This is a genomic window from Mesorhizobium sp. B2-3-12, from assembly GCF_006442205.1.
GTDB lineage: Bacteria > Pseudomonadota > Alphaproteobacteria > Rhizobiales > Rhizobiaceae > Mesorhizobium.
The window spans coordinates 609268-626556 of record NZ_VFVR01000002.1; the positions used below are offsets into that span (position 1 = coordinate 609268).

The 17289-nt window shown below is 64.9% G+C and carries 17 protein-coding genes and 1 pseudogene; 5 read left to right on the forward strand and 13 right to left on the reverse strand.

Going from position 1 to position 17289, the window contains the following annotated elements:
• Positions 1-21 precede the first annotated feature (21 nt).
• The 3 genes from FJ948_RS08290 to FJ948_RS08300 are packed head-to-tail and all read left to right on the forward strand — an operon-like array spanning position 22 to position 2848.
• A complete protein-coding gene (locus tag FJ948_RS08290) occupies positions 22-999 on the forward strand; it encodes an ABC transporter permease (protein ID WP_224694435.1) in 978 nt (325 codons plus the stop codon).
• Positions 996-1964 carry an ABC transporter permease gene (locus FJ948_RS08295; RefSeq protein ID WP_140703233.1) on the forward strand — a complete coding sequence of 323 codons (969 nt, stop codon included), beginning with the start codon at positions 996-998 and terminating at the stop codon, positions 1962-1964. The genes FJ948_RS08290 and FJ948_RS08295 overlap by 4 nt, the downstream gene beginning before the upstream one ends.
• Positions 1965-1966: 2 nt before the next feature.
• Positions 1967-2848, forward strand: a complete 882-nt coding sequence (locus FJ948_RS08300) for an SMP-30/gluconolactonase/LRE family protein (RefSeq protein ID WP_140703235.1) — start codon at positions 1967-1969, stop codon at positions 2846-2848.
• Between the two features lie 10 nt (positions 2849-2858).
• On the opposite strand, the pseudogene FJ948_RS08305 reads toward FJ948_RS08300, so the two are convergent.
• The 12 genes and pseudogenes from FJ948_RS08305 to FJ948_RS08360 all read right to left on the reverse strand — a co-directional run.
• Positions 2859-3002, reverse strand: a pseudogene (locus FJ948_RS08305) (amino acid ABC transporter permease); the annotation flags it as partial.
• Between the two features lie 236 nt (positions 3003-3238).
• The gene (locus FJ948_RS08310) at positions 3239-3454 is read right to left on the reverse strand and encodes a hypothetical protein (protein WP_140703237.1); all 216 of its coding nucleotides are present in this window, start codon (positions 3452-3454) and stop codon (positions 3239-3241) included.
• Complete coding sequence (locus FJ948_RS08315; RefSeq protein ID WP_140703239.1) at positions 3451-4206, reverse strand: COG4280 domain-containing protein; 756 nt, start codon at positions 4204-4206, stop codon at positions 3451-3453. Before FJ948_RS08315 ends, FJ948_RS08310 begins: the two co-directional genes overlap by 4 nt.
• A gap of 125 nt (positions 4207-4331) precedes the next feature.
• Positions 4332-4961 (reverse strand): phosphonate metabolism protein/1,5-bisphosphokinase (PRPP-forming) PhnN, encoded by a 630-nt coding sequence (gene phnN / locus FJ948_RS08320; RefSeq protein ID WP_181173594.1) that lies wholly within the window; start codon positions 4959-4961, stop codon positions 4332-4334.
• Positions 4958-6097, reverse strand: coding sequence for an alpha-D-ribose 1-methylphosphonate 5-triphosphate diphosphatase (locus FJ948_RS08325; RefSeq protein ID WP_140703241.1), 1140 nt, complete (start codon positions 6095-6097; stop codon positions 4958-4960). The genes phnN and FJ948_RS08325 overlap by 4 nt, the downstream gene beginning before the upstream one ends.
• A gap of 35 nt (positions 6098-6132) precedes the next feature.
• Complete coding sequence (locus FJ948_RS08330; protein ID WP_140703243.1) at positions 6133-6840, reverse strand: DUF1045 domain-containing protein; 708 nt, start codon at positions 6838-6840, stop codon at positions 6133-6135.
• 153 nt (positions 6841-6993) lie between these two features.
• Positions 6994-7806 (reverse strand): 5-deoxy-glucuronate isomerase, encoded by an 813-nt coding sequence (iolB, locus tag FJ948_RS08335; protein ID WP_140703245.1) that lies wholly within the window; start codon positions 7804-7806, stop codon positions 6994-6996.
• Positions 7807-8180: 374 nt separating this feature from the next.
• Positions 8181-8414, reverse strand: coding sequence for a DUF3329 domain-containing protein (locus FJ948_RS08340; RefSeq protein WP_140703246.1), 234 nt, complete (start codon positions 8412-8414; stop codon positions 8181-8183).
• A 64-nt stretch (positions 8415-8478) separates the two neighbouring features.
• Complete coding sequence (gene iolE / locus FJ948_RS08345) at positions 8479-9396, reverse strand: myo-inosose-2 dehydratase (protein WP_140703247.1); 918 nt, start codon at positions 9394-9396, stop codon at positions 8479-8481.
• A gap of 47 nt (positions 9397-9443) precedes the next feature.
• Positions 9444-11294: a 3D-(3,5/4)-trihydroxycyclohexane-1,2-dione acylhydrolase (decyclizing) gene (iolD, locus tag FJ948_RS08350; RefSeq protein ID WP_140703248.1), complete on the reverse strand. Its 1851-nt coding sequence runs from the start codon at positions 11292-11294 to the stop codon at positions 9444-9446.
• 37 nt (positions 11295-11331) lie between these two features.
• Positions 11332-13266 (reverse strand): 5-dehydro-2-deoxygluconokinase, encoded by a 1935-nt coding sequence (gene iolC, locus FJ948_RS08355; protein ID WP_140703249.1) that lies wholly within the window; start codon positions 13264-13266, stop codon positions 11332-11334.
• A gap of 155 nt (positions 13267-13421) precedes the next feature.
• A complete protein-coding gene (locus tag FJ948_RS08360; protein WP_140703250.1) occupies positions 13422-14267 on the reverse strand; it encodes a MurR/RpiR family transcriptional regulator in 846 nt (281 codons plus the stop codon).
• A 151-nt stretch (positions 14268-14418) separates the two neighbouring features.
• Here FJ948_RS08360 and FJ948_RS08365 point away from each other — a divergent pair, with 151 nt between their 5' ends.
• Positions 14419-15528, forward strand: a complete 1110-nt coding sequence (locus tag FJ948_RS08365; protein ID WP_140703252.1) for a Gfo/Idh/MocA family oxidoreductase — start codon at positions 14419-14421, stop codon at positions 15526-15528.
• A 274-nt stretch (positions 15529-15802) separates the two neighbouring features.
• Here the strand turns inward: FJ948_RS08365 and FJ948_RS08375 are convergent, their stop codons facing one another.
• On the reverse strand, positions 15803-16501 hold the full coding sequence (locus FJ948_RS08375; RefSeq protein WP_140703253.1) for a YafY family protein: 699 nt from the start codon (positions 16499-16501) through the stop codon (positions 15803-15805).
• A gap of 128 nt (positions 16502-16629) precedes the next feature.
• On the opposite strand from FJ948_RS08375, the gene FJ948_RS08380 reads away from it, so the two are divergent.
• Positions 16630-17265, forward strand: coding sequence for a LysE family translocator (locus tag FJ948_RS08380; protein WP_140703254.1), 636 nt, complete (start codon positions 16630-16632; stop codon positions 17263-17265).
• Positions 17266-17289 lie beyond the last annotated feature (24 nt).

Genomic DNA, 17289 nt, shown 5'->3' on the forward strand with positions numbered 1-17289 from the left:
ACGATGCAAAGGCCGGCCGATATGAAATCAACCACGCCGGCCATCGGCTGGCGCGGCCGCGCGCTCGACCGTGCGCCGTTCCTGGTTGCCTGCCTGATGCTGGCGTTGATTGTCGGTATCTATGGCAGCCTGCAATCCGGCGTCTTCACGCTGGACGAACTCAATCTCGACACCGCGGCGGCGATGACGCTGATGCTGGCGGCGACGGGCCAGACCATCGTGCTTTTGCGCGGCGGCATCGACCTGTCGATCGGCGGCATGATCAGCCTCGGCACGGTGATCGCCGCGACGCGGTTCACCGATGATCCGTCGACCACCGCGCTCTGGGCGTTGGCTATCCTTGCACTCGGTTTTGTCATCGGTGCGCTCAACGGCCTGCTGATCTCGCTGCTCAAGCTGCAGCCCTTTCTCGTCACGCTCGCAACGTGGTCGATCCTCAACGGCGTCGCCATGATCATCCTGCCGACGGACGGCGGCAGCGTGCCTTCCTGGTGGGTTGGCTTTGCCTCCACGCAGCTCTTCGGCCTCACAAGCCCGGTCTGGATGTTGCTGGTCCTGCTGCTGTTCTGGTGGTGGTTCCGCGCCACTCGGGTCGGCATTTCGATCCAGGCAACCGGATCGAACGAAAAATCGGCCTTCCTGTCGGGTGTCTCCATCACCCGCGTCAATCTCGTCACCTACGGCCTGTCCGGCCTGTTCGCGGCGGGCGCGGCGCTGTTTTTGGTGACACAGACCGGTGCCGGTTCGCCGACCATCGGCAAGGACTACATCCTGCCCTCGGTGGCGGCGGCGGTCATTGGCGGCGTCAGCCTGTTCGGCGGCCGCGGTCACCTCGCCGGCACGCTGATTGGAGCCTTCGTCCTCACCCTCATCGGCAACCTCGTCTTCGTGCTGCATGTGTCGAGCTACTGGCAGCCGGTCGCGTCGGGTGTCATCCTGCTGCTCTCGGTGCTCGCCAGTTCCGTCGCCGAAAAGGCCGCAAGGGGCCGCGTCCAATGAGCGCTTTTCTCGCCCGCAACCGGCTCATCGTGCTCGCCTATGCCGGCATGGTCGTGCTGCTCCTGGTCACGGCGCTGTTCTCGCCGGGCTTCCTCTCCGTCTCCAACATGCGCTCCACCGTCGTGCTGGCGGCCTTTGTCGGCATCGTCGCGCTCGGACAAACCTTCGTCATCATCGGCGGCGGCATCGATCTCTCCGTGCCCTGGGTGCTGAATTCGGCGGCGATCATCATGGCGCTGCTGTGCGGCGGGCAGGACCTGCCGCTCACCTGGGTGATGCCGCTGCTGCTTGCCGGCGGCGCCTTCATCGGGCTGGTCAACGGTGTCGGCGTCGCCCGGTTCGGCGTACCGCCGATCATCATGACGCTGGCAACCAACGTCATCCTGCAAGGCCTGATCCTGGTGCTGACCGGCGGTTCGCCGACCCCCTCGGCGCCGGCCCTGATCCAGTTCCTGTCGGTCGGCCGCATCGGCGGCTTCCCGGTCATCGCGCTGATCTGGCTCGCGCTGACGCTGGCGGCGACCGTGCTGCTGTCCAAGGCAGCCTTCGGCCGCCATCTCTACGCGCTCGGCACCAGCGCCACCGTGGCCGAATTCTCAGGCGTCCCGACGGCACGCACCACCATCCTCACCTATGTGATTTCGGGCCTTACCGCCGCCTTCGCCGGCATGCTTTTGACCGGCTATTCCGGCCAGGCCTATCTCGGCATGGGCGACGCCTATCTGTTCACCTCGATCGCCGCGGTCGCCATTGGCGGCGCCTCGATCCTCGGCGGCAGCGGGCATTATCTCGGCACAGTCGCCGGCGCCATGGTGCTGACCATCCTCACCGGTCTTTTGCCGGCGCTCAACCTGTCGAGCGGCGCGCTGCTCATCGTCTATGGCGCGGTGATCCTGCTCACCGTCTCGATCGGCAGCGAGGCCTTTGCCGGCCTCGGCGGCAAGCTACGCAGAAAAGAGGGCTGACCATGGTCGAAATCACCTGTGTCGTCGATGCCGGGGCCGAACTTGGCGAAGGCACGCTCTGGGATCCCCAGGCCGGAGTGCTCTGGTGGATCGACATCTGGAAGAAGCTGATCCATCGCTACGACCCCGCGACCGGCCAGGACGAGGTCTTCGAGACGCCTGAATATCTCGGCTGCCTCGGTCTGCGCGAAAAGGGCGGCCTGGTGCTGACCATGACCGACGGCTTCCATTTCTTCGACCCGGCGACCGGCCGGTTCGAGGCGATCGTCGATCCGGAAGCGCGTATGCCGAAGACCCGCTTCAACGACGGCAAGCCGGACCGCCAGGGACGCTTCTGGTCGGGCTCGATGTTCGAGGTGCCGGGCCAGCCGATCGAATTCATCGGCGCGCTCTACCGGCTCGATGCCGATCTCTCCGTGCACAAAATGATCGACGGCATCGGCTGCTCCAACGGGCTGGCCTGGAGCCCGGATTCAAAGACAATGTATTTCTCCGACAGCCATTCCGGCGCGGTATGGGCCTATGATTTCGATCCTGCCACCGGCGATATCGAGAACCGCCGCACCTTCATCGACATGACCGTGACTGGCGGCGTCGCCGACGGCGCCACCGTCGATGCCGAGGGCTGCTACTGGGTGACCATCCCTGTGACCGGCAAGGTCTGCCGCTACGACCCCGACGGCAGGCTGATGCAGACGGTGCTGCTGCCAACGGACCTGCCGACCTGCTGCGAGTTCGGCGGCAAGGACCTCGACATCCTCTATGTCACCTCGGCCGTGCTGAAGCGCCCGGCCAGCCATTTCACCGGCCAGAAGAATCCTGGCGGATTGTTCGCGCTCGAGGTCGGCGTCAAGGGCCTGACCTTGCCGGCGTTCAAGGGATAGGCAGCTTCGCTCAGACCGCCGACATCACCAGCGACGTCTCGACCTTGCGCGTCATTCCGGTAGCGAAACGACGTTCGAGATAGCCGGCATAGAGCGACAGCGGCCAGCACAGGGCGAAATAGATCAGCGACACCGTGCCGAACACCATCACCGGCTGGTCAGCGGCTTCTCTACGAGTTATAACGGTATGCTATTATAATGTTATTCGCCTGTTCATGAGCGTCCTGGCGTGATGGTTCCTTGTGATTTGATACTGGTACCATAATTTTTCATTCGGCCCTGACGTCAAGGCGTCGGGGCGTGGCGCGACGGCCTGCCTTTTCGGCGCGCCCGCTCATGGGCGCTGCCGGGTAATCATTGAAAGATGCGGTGGGAGCCTGTTGACGAGCGCTACCGACGGGTCTGGCGTGCCGCGCGACGAACGCTTTGCAAAAGGATGGCCAGACAGCCGACCAGCAGCAGCGCACCGCCAAGCAGTGGCGGCAGTGCCAGGAGCTTCACCCCCGCGGTAACGGCGCCCACCAGGACCAGCGCCAGCAGCGCCAGACTGCCGTCGTCGACGAACATGCCGAGGAATTCCCTGGCGACAAGACGAAGGACGTTCATCGGGCGAGCCCTCCGGCGGCTGTGGGATTGGTGCCGCGCAGCCAGCGCACCATGGCGAAGGATGCCAGCGCGACGATGGCGAAGATGGCGAGCAGAGCAAGATCGTCGCCAGGCCAGTCGGCGCCGATGCCTTCGCCGGTCCAGAAGATGCCGAAGCTGGTCAGCATCAGCCCGACCACGAATTTGAGGGCGTTTTCCGGCACGCGCGCCAGCGGCCGGTGGACAGCGAGGCCAACAAGCATCACCAGGACGAAGGCGGCCAGCGCGCCCATGCCGGCGTAAAATGTCTGTCCATGCGCGGCGCCGACGGCGATGACGATGAACACCACCTCCACACCCTCGAGCAGCACCGCCTTGAACGAGGCCAGCCCGGCGAGGTAGTCGGCGCGGCGGTCGTTGGCCTGCCGGTTCAGGGCGGCGGTTTCCTTGGCGAAGGCCGCCTCTTCGTCATGCAGGGCGATGACGCCGACGCTGCGCAGAATGGCTTTCCGCAGCCAGCGCATGCCGAACAGGATCAGCAGCACCCCGACGACGAACTGCAACGTGGTGATCGGGACAAGCGCCAGCAGCGGCCCGAACGCCAGCACCAGGGCCGCCAGGACCGCCAGCGCCAGCGCGGCGCCCGTCAGTGCCGGACGCCAGCTGCGTGTCACGCCGACCGCGAGCACGATGGTGAAAGCTTCGACGACCTCGACCAGGGAGGCGAGAAATGCCGCCGTGACTGTCGAGAGGATGGGTGTCAGTGTCTGCATGAAACTTCCTGTCTGGCTCGACCTCATTTCGAGGTCGCGGATCGTAATCCAGAATCACCCTGTGCGGCCAGCAGCCCGGAGCGTTTCGAGCGACAGCGCAAGCAGGCGAGTGAAACAGGCCCGGATCAGATCAGGCCAGACATATCGGAGAAGGCCATAGCCTTGCGCAGCACTTCGGCGAAGCGCTCGCCGGCCACCTCGCGCGGGCCGCTGTTGTCGATCGACGTCACGCCAGGACCGGACAAGGTCACATTGGCGCCGCGCGCCAGGCGGGCCAGCACTTCGCCGCGCGACTCGCGGCCGCGCATGGCCAACCGCTCGGCCAGCACCTCGGGCGAGGCGGTGATCTCGACAATCGCCAGATTGGCATAGCGTTCGCGCAAGGTGGGGATGATCGCGCGCGACACGTTGGCGACGGCCACGTGGCCATTGGAAACAGACCAGTCGACATCGGCGGGCAGGCCATAGCGCAGGCCATGCGCTTCCCAGGACACGGCGAAGGCGCCGTCGGCCTCGGCCTCGGCGAAGGCGGCGTCGGCCAGCGTGTCGTGGTCCTCGCTCGCCGCGTCGCTCGGCCTGGTGATGACGCGGCGCACGAACTCCAGCTGCGTCTCATCGGCGAAAAGCGCCTTGGCGTAGCCGATCACCGTGTCCTTGCCGGCACCGCTGGGTCCGACGACGGCGACGAAGACGCCGTGACGGATCGGAAAGGTCTCGGCGGACAGTTCGCGTTCGATCAAGGCCGACACCATCATGCCACCCGGCGTCCCTGCCGCCAGACGGTGCGCACGACCGGAACGTGATCGTCGACGCGCACCCGCACCAGATCGGCGCGACGGCCCTGCTCGATGACGCCGCGATCGTCGAGGCCGACGGCTTGCGCCGGGTTCTTCGACACCATGGCGACGGCCTGCGGCAGCGAAATGCCCTCGACCATGTCGCCGAGGAAGAAGGCCGACTGGATCAGGCTGAAGGGGATGTAGTCGGACGACAGGATGTCGAGCAGGCCGTCGCTGGCCAAGGTGCGGGCCGAAACATTGCCGGAATGCGAGGCGCCGCGCATGACATTGGGCGCGCCCATCAGCACGCCGAGCCCGGCGGCCTTCGAGGCCCGCGCCGCTTCCTCGGTGGTGGGGAACTCGGCGACCCGTACGCCCTGCTCGATGGCCTCGTCGACATGAGCCGACGTGGCGTCGTCATGGCTGGCGAGCACGATGCCGCGCTCCTGGCAGGCGGCGGCGATGAAGACGCGGTTCGGTCCTGAATTGCGTGCCGATTCGCCCATCCGCTTCTCGCAGAATTTCTTGAAATCCTGATCCGAGAGCTTCAACTTGCGCTGGTAGTAGTAGGCATAGGTTTCCAGATTGACGAACTGGCGCTGGCCCGGCGCATGGTCCATCAGCGACGCCAGTTTCACCCTGTCGTCGGTCTCGAAATTAGCGAAGGCTCTCAGGCAATCCGGTGCCGAGACCTCGCAGCGCAGATGGATGAAATGGTCGGCCCGCAGCCGATCCTGCTGGACACTGTCCTCGATCGCGTCGGCGAGCTTGCGGATGTCGTCCGAAGTGAGGTCGGCGTCCTCGTCCATGCCGACGCGGAGCGCATCGAGCACCGTGGTGATGCCGGCGGTCGCCACCTGCGCGTCATGAGCAAGCACCGCGGCGATCGGATTCCAGCGCACCTTCGGCCGTGGCGCGTAGTGGCCCTCGAGATGGTCGGTGTGGAGCTCGACCAGCCCTGGAATGATGAAGTCGCCACCCATGTCCTCGCCGGCCCGGGTAGCACCGGCATCGATGCCGTCGATAAGGCCGTCACGCAGCACCAGCGACCCTTCGACGATCTCGTCGGCAAGAACGATGCGGGCGTTGGAAAGAACGGTCTCGGCGGTCATTGCGGGTAGTCCCTGGTTGTTGCAGTCGGGTTGGTTCAGGCGATTTTTCGGGCCGGGCGGCGTCCAAGCGCGTGCTGGGAAAGCACCATGAACGGCGCACCGGGTTCCGGTTCGACAAACAATGTCAGCGCATCCACCAGCACGGGCTGCCTCAAGACGTCGGCGAAAAGGCCATCGATCGCCGCGCGCAGACGCGGACTTTCCTGCGGCCCGGCCCGGCCCGAGAGGGTCATGTGGAAGCGGAAGGTCTCGAAGACATAGGGATAGCCCCACTGGCAGAGATTGCGGAACTCGGCCGGCTTCAGCGAATCCGGGCTGCGCCGCTCGATCTCGGCCTCGGACAGCGGCGCGCGAAACCGGTCGAAATCGCGCACGACATCGTCGGCGAAGCGGTTGAGAGGAGGCAGCGGCCCCTCCGGCACCAGCGCGAAGAAGCTGTCGATCTGGCTGACGACCAGGCGCGGGATCGTCACGACAGGCGTCGCCTCGGCAAAATGATCGAGCGCCGCGCGCAGCGAGGTTTCTGTCTCGTTGGCGGCCAGATGGAAGGGCGCTTTCAGCGTCGCGTGGAAGCCGTAGCGGCGCGCCGAGGCGGTGTGGAAGGCCACTTCCGCCGCCGACAAGTCGGCCACCGCCTCAACCGGCCTGGTCGCGGCACCGAACGGGTCGCGGCCGAGCCAGTTGGCGGCGATACGCGCCAGCGGCTCATCCTGCCTGGGGGTGAAATAGATAGCATAACGCATGGGACGTCCTCGTCAGAAACGTTGCCATAGGTGATTTCCATGACGAATTGACGAAGCTTTGACGGGTTTTCGAAGGCAAATCGACCCTCGGGGTCCTTAGCCGACGATTTTTTCCAAACTGGACCAACAGGTTCCGCCCGAAGCGCGGACCGGTCAGGCCTTCATCAACCATTCGTGCTCGGGCGCGTTGTGGAATTTCCACGTCCGCTTCGGTCCGGCCATGACGTTGAGATAATAGAGGTCGTAGCCATGGCAGGCGGCACAGGGGTGATAGCCCCTGGGCACCAGCACGACATCGCCGTCCTCGATCGCCATGGCCTCATCCAGGGCGCGATGGCCATTCTTGCCGGCGTCGGTGTAAACGCGCTGGAAGGCAAAGCCCTGCGGCGGGTTGAGGCGGTGGTAGTAGGTTTCCTCGAGATAGGATTCGGCGGGCAGATTGTCCTGGTCGTGCTTGTGCGGCGGGTAGCTCGACGTGTGGCCGCCGGGCGTGATGACCTCGACCACCAGCAGCGAGTCGGCCGGCTGGCCCTCAGGCAGAATGTTGGTGACGTAGCGCGTGTTGGTGCCCTTGCCGCGCACCTCCTGGCCGAGATCGTCCGGTCCGATCACCCGGACCGGCAGCCCGCCGCCAAGGCCGGGCGCCGAGCACACAGCCAGTTCCAGTTCGGTATCGGCCGTCACCGACCAGTCCGAGCCCTGCGGCACGTAGACCGACCACGGCTTGCCCTCGAAAGGCGACATGCGCTCGCCGAGCAGGCCGAGATCGGTGCCGCCGGCTGTTGCCGTACCCTTGCCGGTCACGAAGACCAGGCAGACTTCGCGGTCGTCCGACCGTCCCGAGGCGCTTTCGCCCGGCTTCAGCCGATGCAGATCGAAACCGACATAGGTCCAGCCAGCGCTTTGCGGCGTGACATGCGCGACGCGGCCATTGCCCTTGTCGGCCTTGACGAGCAGTTTCGACATTGTTGTTTCTCCTCTTGGATTGGAACTGGCAGGTTGCAGCCATGCCGGCGCTTTCACCGGTTGTTCAAAAGAAGCGTCGCAGACGCCTCGGATTGGCCGAGGCCCTCCCAACTTCGTCATCCTAGGGCGAAGCAGGAGCGAAGCTCCGTCGCGGAGACCCTAGGATCCATTCCGTGACCTCGGTCGAAGGGCGCAAGCAGAGCGAGATTCTGCACCGTCGCAACACTTCCATTTCACGGCATGGATCCTAGGGTCTGCGCCGCGTCGCTACGCTCCTTGCTCCGCCCTAGGATGACGAAGCGGGGAGCGTTTTGGCCAATCACCAACGTATGCGATCCGTTGCGCAGGTATCCAATCCACTGGAACCTCTTCCATCATTCCTTCGGTTCGACGCCGACCGTGGGTTCCTCAGGCGTCGCCTTCGCCTCCTCCACGGGCCTATACAGATAAAAAAACTGCCAGACGGCATATCCGGCGAAGCCAAGCGCGATCACGCCCCAGAACGGCGTGCCGGACGCGAACTCGATGATCGACCAGATGACGCAGACCGCGACGACGGCGATGCGCCGCCACAGCGGCCGGAAGAACGGGTGTTCATAATCTTTCATCGCGCCATCCGAGAGTTGCTGAACCAGTTCTCAGATAAGCCACCCGTGGCGACCAATCCAGCCTTCAGGCATTCGGGAAGCCCTGCGTTTCGACGGTGTAGCCGGCAGCCGTCATCACCCGCATCAGTTCCTTGTGGCCGACCTGCGCCATCTTGAGCGGCGGGTTCTTCCTGGGATCCTGTTCGGCCTCGACCACGAACCAGCCTTCATAGCCATGGTCGGCGAAGCGCTGCACGATGGCGCCGAAATCGAGCGAACCGTCGCCCGGCACGGTGAAGGCGCCGAGCGCCACGGCGTCGAGAAAGGACTGCTTCGTACGATCAAGCCCGTCGATCACATCCATGCGCACGTCCTTTACATGGACGTGGCTGATGCGCTTGTGATGATTGTCGATGGCGCGCAGCACATCGCCGCCGGCAAAGGCCAGGTGTCCGGCATCGAGCAGCAGCGGAATGCCTTCGCCGGAAAGGCGCATGAAGGCGTCGAGTTCTGGCTCGGTCTCGACCACCGCCGCCATGTGGTGGTGATAGGACAGCGGCATGCCTTGCCCGGCGCACCATTCGCCGAATTCCGTCAGGCGCTTCGCGTAGGCCTTCATCTCGTCGCCCGACAGCTTCGGCTTGGTGGCGAGCGGCTTGGAGCGGTCGCCCTGGATCGAGCGGCCGACCTCGCCATAGACGATGCAAGGTGCGTCGACCGCCTTGAACAGGTCGATCATCGGCTGGATGCGATCCTTGTTGGCGGCCATCTCCTCGTCGACCAGCGTGCCGGAAAACCAGCCGCCGCATAGGGTCACGTCGGCGGCCTTCAGGATCGGCAGCATCACCTTTGGGTCGTTGGGAAAGCGCCGGCCCATTTCCATGCCGGTGAAGCCGGCCGAGCGCGACTGGCGCAGGCACTCTTCCAGCGACACGTCATCGCTCAGTTCGGCAAGATCGTCGTTCCACCACGCGATGGGGGACATGCCCAGTTTGGCTTTCAAGTCGTCACTCCGGTTTAGAACTGCTTGTTACCGTTGGCGCCGCAACGTCAATCGCCGACGCTCTGCATTTGCCGCTTCTCGTCATAGGCCTTGCGCGCCGCGTTCACTTGGCTGCGCGCCGATACCTCGGGCACCGCCACGTCCCACCAATGGCCGCCGGCATCGGTGGAAACCAGCGGATCGGTGTCGATGACCAGCACTGTGGTGCGGTCGTTCTTTTTCGCCTGAGCCAGCGCTGTCTCCAGTCCGGCGATCGACGAAACCTTTTCGGATATCGCGCCCATGCTGGCGGCATGGGCGGCAAAGTCGACATCGGGCAGGATCTCGTGGCGCGAGTCCTTCAGGAGGTTGTTGAAGTTGGCACCGCCGGTCGCCATCTGCAGCCGGTTGATGCAGCCATAACCCCTGTTGTCGAGCAGCACGATGGTCAGTTTCAAACCGAGCATCACCGAGGTGGCGATCTCGGAATTCAGCATCAGGTAGGAGCCGTCGCCGATCATGACGACGACCTCCTCGCCGGGCTTGGCCATCTTGGTGCCGAGCCCGCCGGCGATTTCGTACCCCATGGTCGAGAAGCCGTATTCGGCATGGTAGGAGCCGGGCGCGCCCGCTTGCCAAAGCTTGTGCAATTCGCCGGGCAGGCCGCCGGCGGCATGCAGCAGCGTCACGCCTGATCCCATGGCGCGCTGCACGGCGCCAATCACCTGCGCGTCGGAGGGGAAAGCGGCGTTGGTCGATGCCGTCACCTTGGCGGCATCGGCCTGCCAGGCCGTCTTGCCGGTGGCCGCATTGTCGGTCCAGGCGGCAGGCGCCTTCCAGCCTTGCAGCGCGGCGCCGAGTTCGGCGAGCCCTTCCGCCGCGTCCGCGACCAGCGGCAGCGCCCGATGCTTGCCGGCATCGAAAGGCTGAACGTTGAGCCCGATGATGGTCTTGCCGGAATTCTTGAACAGCGCCCACGAGCCGGTGGTGAAATCCTGCAGGCGCGTGCCGATGGCGAGCACGACGTCGGCCTCTTCCGCCAGCCGGTTGGCGGCCGAGGTGCCGGTGACGCCGACCGCCGCCATGTTGAGCTTGTGATCGTCCGGCAGCGAGGACTTGCCGCCTTGCGTCTCGCAAACCGGAATGCCAGCGCCTTCGGCGAATTTCGCCAGTTCGTCGGAAGCCCGCGAATAGAGAACGCCGCCGCCTGCGATGATCAGCGGCTTCCTGGCGCCCTTGAGTGCGGCGACGGCCGCCGCCAGTTCGCCACGGTCGGGACGCGGCCGGCGCTGGTGCCAGACCCACTCGGCAAAGAAGCTCTCGGGATAGTCATAGGCTTCGGCCTGCACGTCCTGGCAGAGCGACAGCGTCACCGGGCCGCAATCGGCCGGATCGGTCAGCACCTGCATGGCGCGGCCGAGCGCCGGGATGATCTGCTCCGGCCGGGTGATGCGGTCGAAATAGCGCGACACCGGGCGGAAACAGTCGTTGACCGTCGCCGTGCCGTCGGAAAAATCCTCGGCCTGCTGCAGCACCGGATCGGGGATCCGGTTGGCGAAAACGTCGCCCGGCAAAAACAGGATGGGCAACCTGTTTACATGGGCAAGGGCCGCCGCTGTCACCATGTTCAGCGCGCCCGGGCCGATAGACGAGGTCGCGGCCATGAAGCGGCGGCGGAAATTGGCCTTGCCATAAGCGATCGCCGCATGCGCCATCGCCTGCTCGTTGTGGGCGCGGAAGGTCGGCAGCTCATCGCGCACCTGGTAAAGCGCCTCGCCGATGCCGGCGACATTGCCATGGCCGAAGATAGCCCAGACGCCGCCGAAGATCGGCACCTTGGCGCCGTCGATCTCGGTCATCTGGCGGGACAGGAAGCGGGTCAGCGCCTGCGCCATCGTCAGGCGGATTGTCTTGCTCATGGTTGTTTTCCTCCGCAGTCCCTGTGTCGCGGCCTTCTTATGCCGCCTTGCGGCCGCGCGCGGCAAGCCACGCTTCGGTCAACTGTTCGAAGCGCGAGGCCATGTCGGCGACGGCCTCGGCATCCGACATCTTGCCGGAAAGCCATTGTTCGGCGGCATGGACGAAGATGGTGCGGCCGACGGCAAAGCCCTTGACGATGGGCGCCTTGGCGGTGGCGGCAAAAGCCGCCTCCAGCTCGTCCTGCGGCGCCTCCAGCCCAAGCAGGACGATGCCGCGGCACCAGGGGTCGTGCTTCAGGATCACCGCCTCGATCTTCGCCCAGGCGCCGCTCGACGCCTGTGGTTCGAGTTTCCACCAGTCCGGCTTGATGCCGAGCGCGTAGAGTTCCTCCAGCGCGCGCGGGATCGTCGTGTCGTCGAGCTTGCCATGCTTGCCGGCGATGATCTCGATGAGAAGTTCCCGGCCGACCTTGCGCGCGGCCTCGAACAGCGCGCGCAGCTTCTGCTGCTGCTCTTCCTTCAAGGCCGCCGGATCGTCGGGATGGTAGAAGCACAGGCACTTGATGCAGTGATCGACCGGCCATTCAGTGAGCTGCGAGCCGATATCCTGCGAGAACTCGAACCGCAGCGGCCGCGAGCCCGGCAGTTCCACCGGCCGACCGAGCCAAGCGAAGGGATGCCTGGCGAATTCGAACATCGCTTCGCGGCCATGCTTCTCGTCGATCAGCATGCCGTAGCCATCACGGCCGGCGGCGACCTTGGCCGCGGCCTTGACCGCCAGCACCTTGAAATCGCGGATGCGCGCCGGATCGGCGCCGGTCTTGGCCGCGACGTCCTCGAGCTGCACACGGTGGTCGCAGGCGAGCGCCATCAGCGAAGGGATGTCGCTGCGGCGAGTGGTTGCCCAATGGATGTGGTTGATCGCCTCGTCCTTGCGCAGCGCGCGATGCTTGCTGCCGTTCCTGAGGAAGAACTGCAGCTCCTCGAAGGTCGGATATTCCGGCGCGCACAAGAGCCGCGACACGGCGAAGGCGCCGCAGGCATTGGCCCAGGTCGCCGCGGTCTTGAAGCTTTCACCGCCGAGCCAGCCGCGCAGCAGGCCGGACATGAAGGCGTCGCCGGCGCCCAGGACATTGTAGATCTCGATCGGGAACCCCTCGCCGACGATGCCGTCCTCGAGATCGTCGCTGATCGGCCCGTCATAGACGATGCAGCCCATGGCGCCGCGCTTCAGGACGATGGTCGCCGAGGACAGGGCGCGGATCGTCTTCAACGCGCTCAGGCAGTCATCGGCGCCGGACGCGATCATGATCTCTTCCTCGGTGCCGACGATGAGATCGCAATCGGGCAGCACCGTCTTCAACTGGGCCGAGACCCGGTCCGACTTGACATAGCGCTCAAAACCTTCGGCATGACCGGCGAGACCCCACAGGTTCGGCCGGTAGTCGATGTCGAAGACAACCTTGCCGCCCCTGGCCTTCATGATACGGATCGCCTTGCGCTGGGCGGCGTCGCTGTTGGGGCGGGAAAAATGCGTGCCGGTGACGACGATGGCGCGGGCCGAGGCGATGAACGCCTCATCGATATCCTCTTCGGCCAGCGCCATGTCGGCGCAGTCGGCGCGGTAGAAGATCATCGGCGAGACGCCTTCGCTCTCGACCGAGAGCAGAACCAGCGCGGTCAGCCGCTCCTTGTCGGTCTTCAGCCCGTCGGTGTTGACGCCTTCGCGTTTCAGCTGTTCGCGGATGAAGCGGCCCATCTGCTCGTCGCCGACGCGCGTCAGCAGCGCCGAGCGCAGGCCGAGCCTTGCCGTGCCGACGGAAATGTTGGCCGGGCAGCCGCCAACCGACTTGGCGAAGGAGGTGATGTCCTCCAGCCGCGATCCGATCTGCTGGCCATAGAGGTCGACGGACGCGCGACCGATGGTGATGACATCGAGCGGCGCCTGTCTTGCGTCCACGGCTTCGCTCATTGGAACCTCCCGTCGGTCTTGTCGTCATGGACAACATTGTTGGGTAACACGCGCGAGCGGCAGCGTGGCGCCGGGAATATGAAATAATAATTCCAATCCATAGTCAATATGGAATGAGCGTTCCCTTGGCTAAAATCGCCTTTTTGGATGTCAGCTCAGGCCTTGCGCTTGCGGCCCACGTCGCGCCGCTTCTCGCCGACGCCGACCGTCAGCGCCATGGCCAGCGCCATTGTCGCCGACAGCGAGCGGAAACCGGCGAAATCCGCCTCGGCAACCTCGAACCAGACCCTGGCGAACTGGGCCAGCGGCGAGAATGAGCTGTCGGTGATGGCAACGATCGGCACGCCCTGCTCGGAAATGGCGCGCGCCTCCTCGATGGTGGCCGGCGCGTAGGGCGAGAAGCTGATGGCGATGACGGCGTCCGCCGGCGTGGCGAAGCCGACCATCTCGGCATTCAGTCCGGCGGCCGATTCGATCAACTGGTTGCGGATCTTCAGCTTGCCCAGCGCGTAGGCGATATAGCTCGCCACCGGATAGGAGCGCCGCTTGGCCAGGACATAGATGGTCTGCGCCTTCGCCAGCAGCGAAATCGCCTCTTCCAGATGCGCGTCGTCCAGCGTGCGGGAAATGTCGTTGAGCGAGGTGCTGGCGGCGGCGATGAACCCGTCGAAGATCGCCCGGTGGCCGGCGCCGCCCTCGGCCTTCGCGCGCAGCGCCTGCAGCCGCTCGTCATAGGAAGAGTTGCGCTCGCGCAACCGCTCGCGGAATACCTGCTGCAGGCTGGTGAAGCCGTCGAAACCGAGTTGCTGGGCGAAGCGGATCAGGGTCGAGGGCTGCACGCCGGCCGAAGCGGCGATGCTGGCGGCGGTGCCGAAAGCGATATCGTCGGGATTGTCGAGCGCATAGGCGGCAATCTGGGCGATGCGCTTGGGCAGGCTCTCACGCCGGTCCAGGATCGTGGCGCGCAGCGTCTCGAAGTCGCGAGGTACCTGTTCGTCCATCGTTCTCCGCCCAAGCCTGTCTGGAGGCCCTCTGTGCCCCATCATAGCGGGCCTGCGCAAGAACGCCATAAAAAATGAGACAGACATTCCATTCCAGAGAAAAATGGACTAATTCATCCACGCAGTATCTACGGCAGCGGAGGAACGAAAAATGGTCGGCGTCGGTCTTATCGGCACGGGCTTCATGGGCAAATGCCACGCCATCGCGTGGAGCGCCGTCGGGGCCGTCTTCCCCGACGCGACCAAGCCACGGCTCGTCCATCTGGGCGAGGTCAACGAGGACCTTGCCAGGCGCAAGGCCGGCGAGTTCGGCTTCGCCAAGGCGTCGGGCGACTGGCGTGCCGTGGTCAACGATCCCGAAGTCGACGTCGTCTCGCTGACGACGCCCAACCAGTTTCATCCCGAAATGGCGATCGCCGTCCTCGAGGCTGGCAAGCATCTGTGGTGCGAAAAGCCGATGGCGCCGAGCTTCGCCGAGGCCGAGGCAATGGCGGCCGCGGCCAAGACTTCAGGCAAGATCGCGGCGCTCGGCTACAATTACATCCAGAGCCCGGCCATACGTCACATCGGCGCGCTGCTCGACGAGAAGATCATCGGCGAGGTCAACCATCTGCGCATCGAGATGGACGAGGACTTCATGGCCGACCCCGAGGCGCTGTTCTTCTGGAAACACGAGGCGTCTTCCGGCTATGGCGCGCTCGACGATTTCGCCGTGCATCCGCTGTCGCTGGTCTCAGCACTGTTCGGCCGCGTCGCCAGCGTCATCTGCGACATGGCCAAGCCCTATGCCGACCGCAAGCTGGCGTCAGGCGGGCGCCGCGCGGTCGAGACCTACGATATCGCCAGCGTGCTGATGCACCTGGAAAACGGCATTGCCGGCACGCTGCTGGTCAACCGCTCGGCCTGGGGCCGCAAGGGCCGCATCGCCATCCAGATCTTCGGCTCCAAGGGCTCGATCCTGTTCGACCAGGAGCGGATGAACGAATTCCAGCTCTACCTCACTTCGGACCGGCCGACCGAACAGGGCTATCGCACCATCCTGGTGGCGCCGCAGCACAAGCCCTATGACCTTTTCGTGCCGGCGCCCGGCCACAGCCTCGGCTTCAACGATCTCAAGATCATCGAATGCCACGAATTGCTGACGCGGCTGGCCGGCAAGCCGGCCCGGCTCATCGAGTTCGCCGAAGGGCTGGAGATCGAGCGCACCGTGCACGCCATGGCACGTTCGTATGCGGAGAAGCGCTGGGTGGATGTAAGGTAACGAGCGCGCTGTTGCCAATCCAGGCTTCCACCCATCAGATGTCGGCGGGAAGATCTGTTAATGGTGGCGCTGCCCCTCATCTGCCTGCCGGCATCTTCTCCCCGTATAGCGACGGGGAGAAGGGCGATGTCGGTCTTGGCGCCCGTTCTGCGACGCAGCCGATTGGCGAATCCCCGGCGAAGGCGCTTTTTCTCCCCGTCACTATACGAGGAGAAATGCCCGGCAGGGCAATGAGGGGCGGCGCCGGCCTGTCTCCGTAATAGCCAGCCCTTCCTCAACCACCGGCAGCCGCGTTCGTTTCCCATCCATGGACCCACACCGTCCGCAACCTATCGCCTTCGCCCTTGAAGTTTAACCCGGTCGGCTGGCAGTCCTCGATGCGGTCGCTGCGGAAATTGCGGATCGCCTGGCGCAGCTCGCACCAGGCAACGATGTTGGCGGTTTCGGCGTAGTAGATCAGCGCGATCGGGCGGATGAGCCGCTCGGAGGCGCGGCCTGCTTCGTCGCGATAGGATAGGTCGAGCTTTTCCTCGTCGCGGATGGCGCGGCGCACCAGCGCCAGGTCGATCGTGCCGGCGGCGGGCGCGGCAAAGCCCCAGGCGTGGAGCGCATTGGCGTCGAGCGTCCGGCGCAAGGGCGGCGGCACGGCGCCGGCGATCTTGGCGCCGACGCGCTTGGCCGCCTGCTTGAGCTCGTCGTCGCCGGTGCGTTCCAGCAGCGCCAGCGACAGCACGATCGCCTCCATCTCCTCGATCGAGAACATCAGCGGCGGCAGGTCGAAGCCGGGGCGCAGGATATAGCCTATGCCGCGGCCGCCCTCGATCGGGACACGCATGGCCTGAAGGGCGGCGATGTCGCGGTAGATCGAGCGGACCGTCACCTCCAACTGCCCGGCAATCATGGCCGCCGTCACCGGCTGCCTGGCCAGCCGCAGGATCTGGATGATCTCGAAGAGACGCGAGGCCTTACGCATTTTTCCCACCAGCTGCGATCACAACTGACACATCATCGTCAGTTGGCTCGATCTATAGCAGCGCCCATCGGCTTGAAAATCAACAAATTCCTTGGCGGCACGCCAGCAGGAGGCGACAGGCAACTGACATGAGCTACGCGGAAAATCTCTGGCTTTTCTTTCTTCTCCTGTTCGGCATCATCGCCGTTCCGGGCATGGACATGCTGTTCGTGCTTGCCAATGCGCTGACCGGCGGACGCGACAGGGGCCTGGCCGCGACCGGCGGCATCATGGTCGGCGGCATGGTGCACACGCTGAACGGCGCTGTCGGTGTCGGCCTGCTCATGCATTTCGTGCCGATCCTGTTCAAGCCGCTGCTGATCGTCGGCGCCGCCTATATGGCCTATATCGGCATCACGCTGATGCGCAGCTCCATCACCGTCGGTCATGAAGGGCCCGCCGGCAGCCGTTCGGCATGGAAGGCGTTTCGCCAGGGTTTCGTGACCTGCCTGATCAATCCGAAGGCCTATCTCTTCGTGCTGGCCGTCTACCCGCAGTTCCTGAAACCGCACTACGGTCCGATCTGGATGCAGGCGACGATCATGGGCCTGCTGACCGTGCTGACGCAAGCCGCGATCTATGGCGGGCTGGCCATTTCAGCCGGCCGCAGCCGCAGCCTTCTGATCGCCAATCCGCGGGCGACCGCTCTTGCCGGCCGCGCGGCCGGGCTGCTGCTGTTCGTGGTCTCGGTCTTCACCGCATGGGAGGGGCTGAGGGCGGCGTAATCCCAATCAGCACCGCCCTTCCCG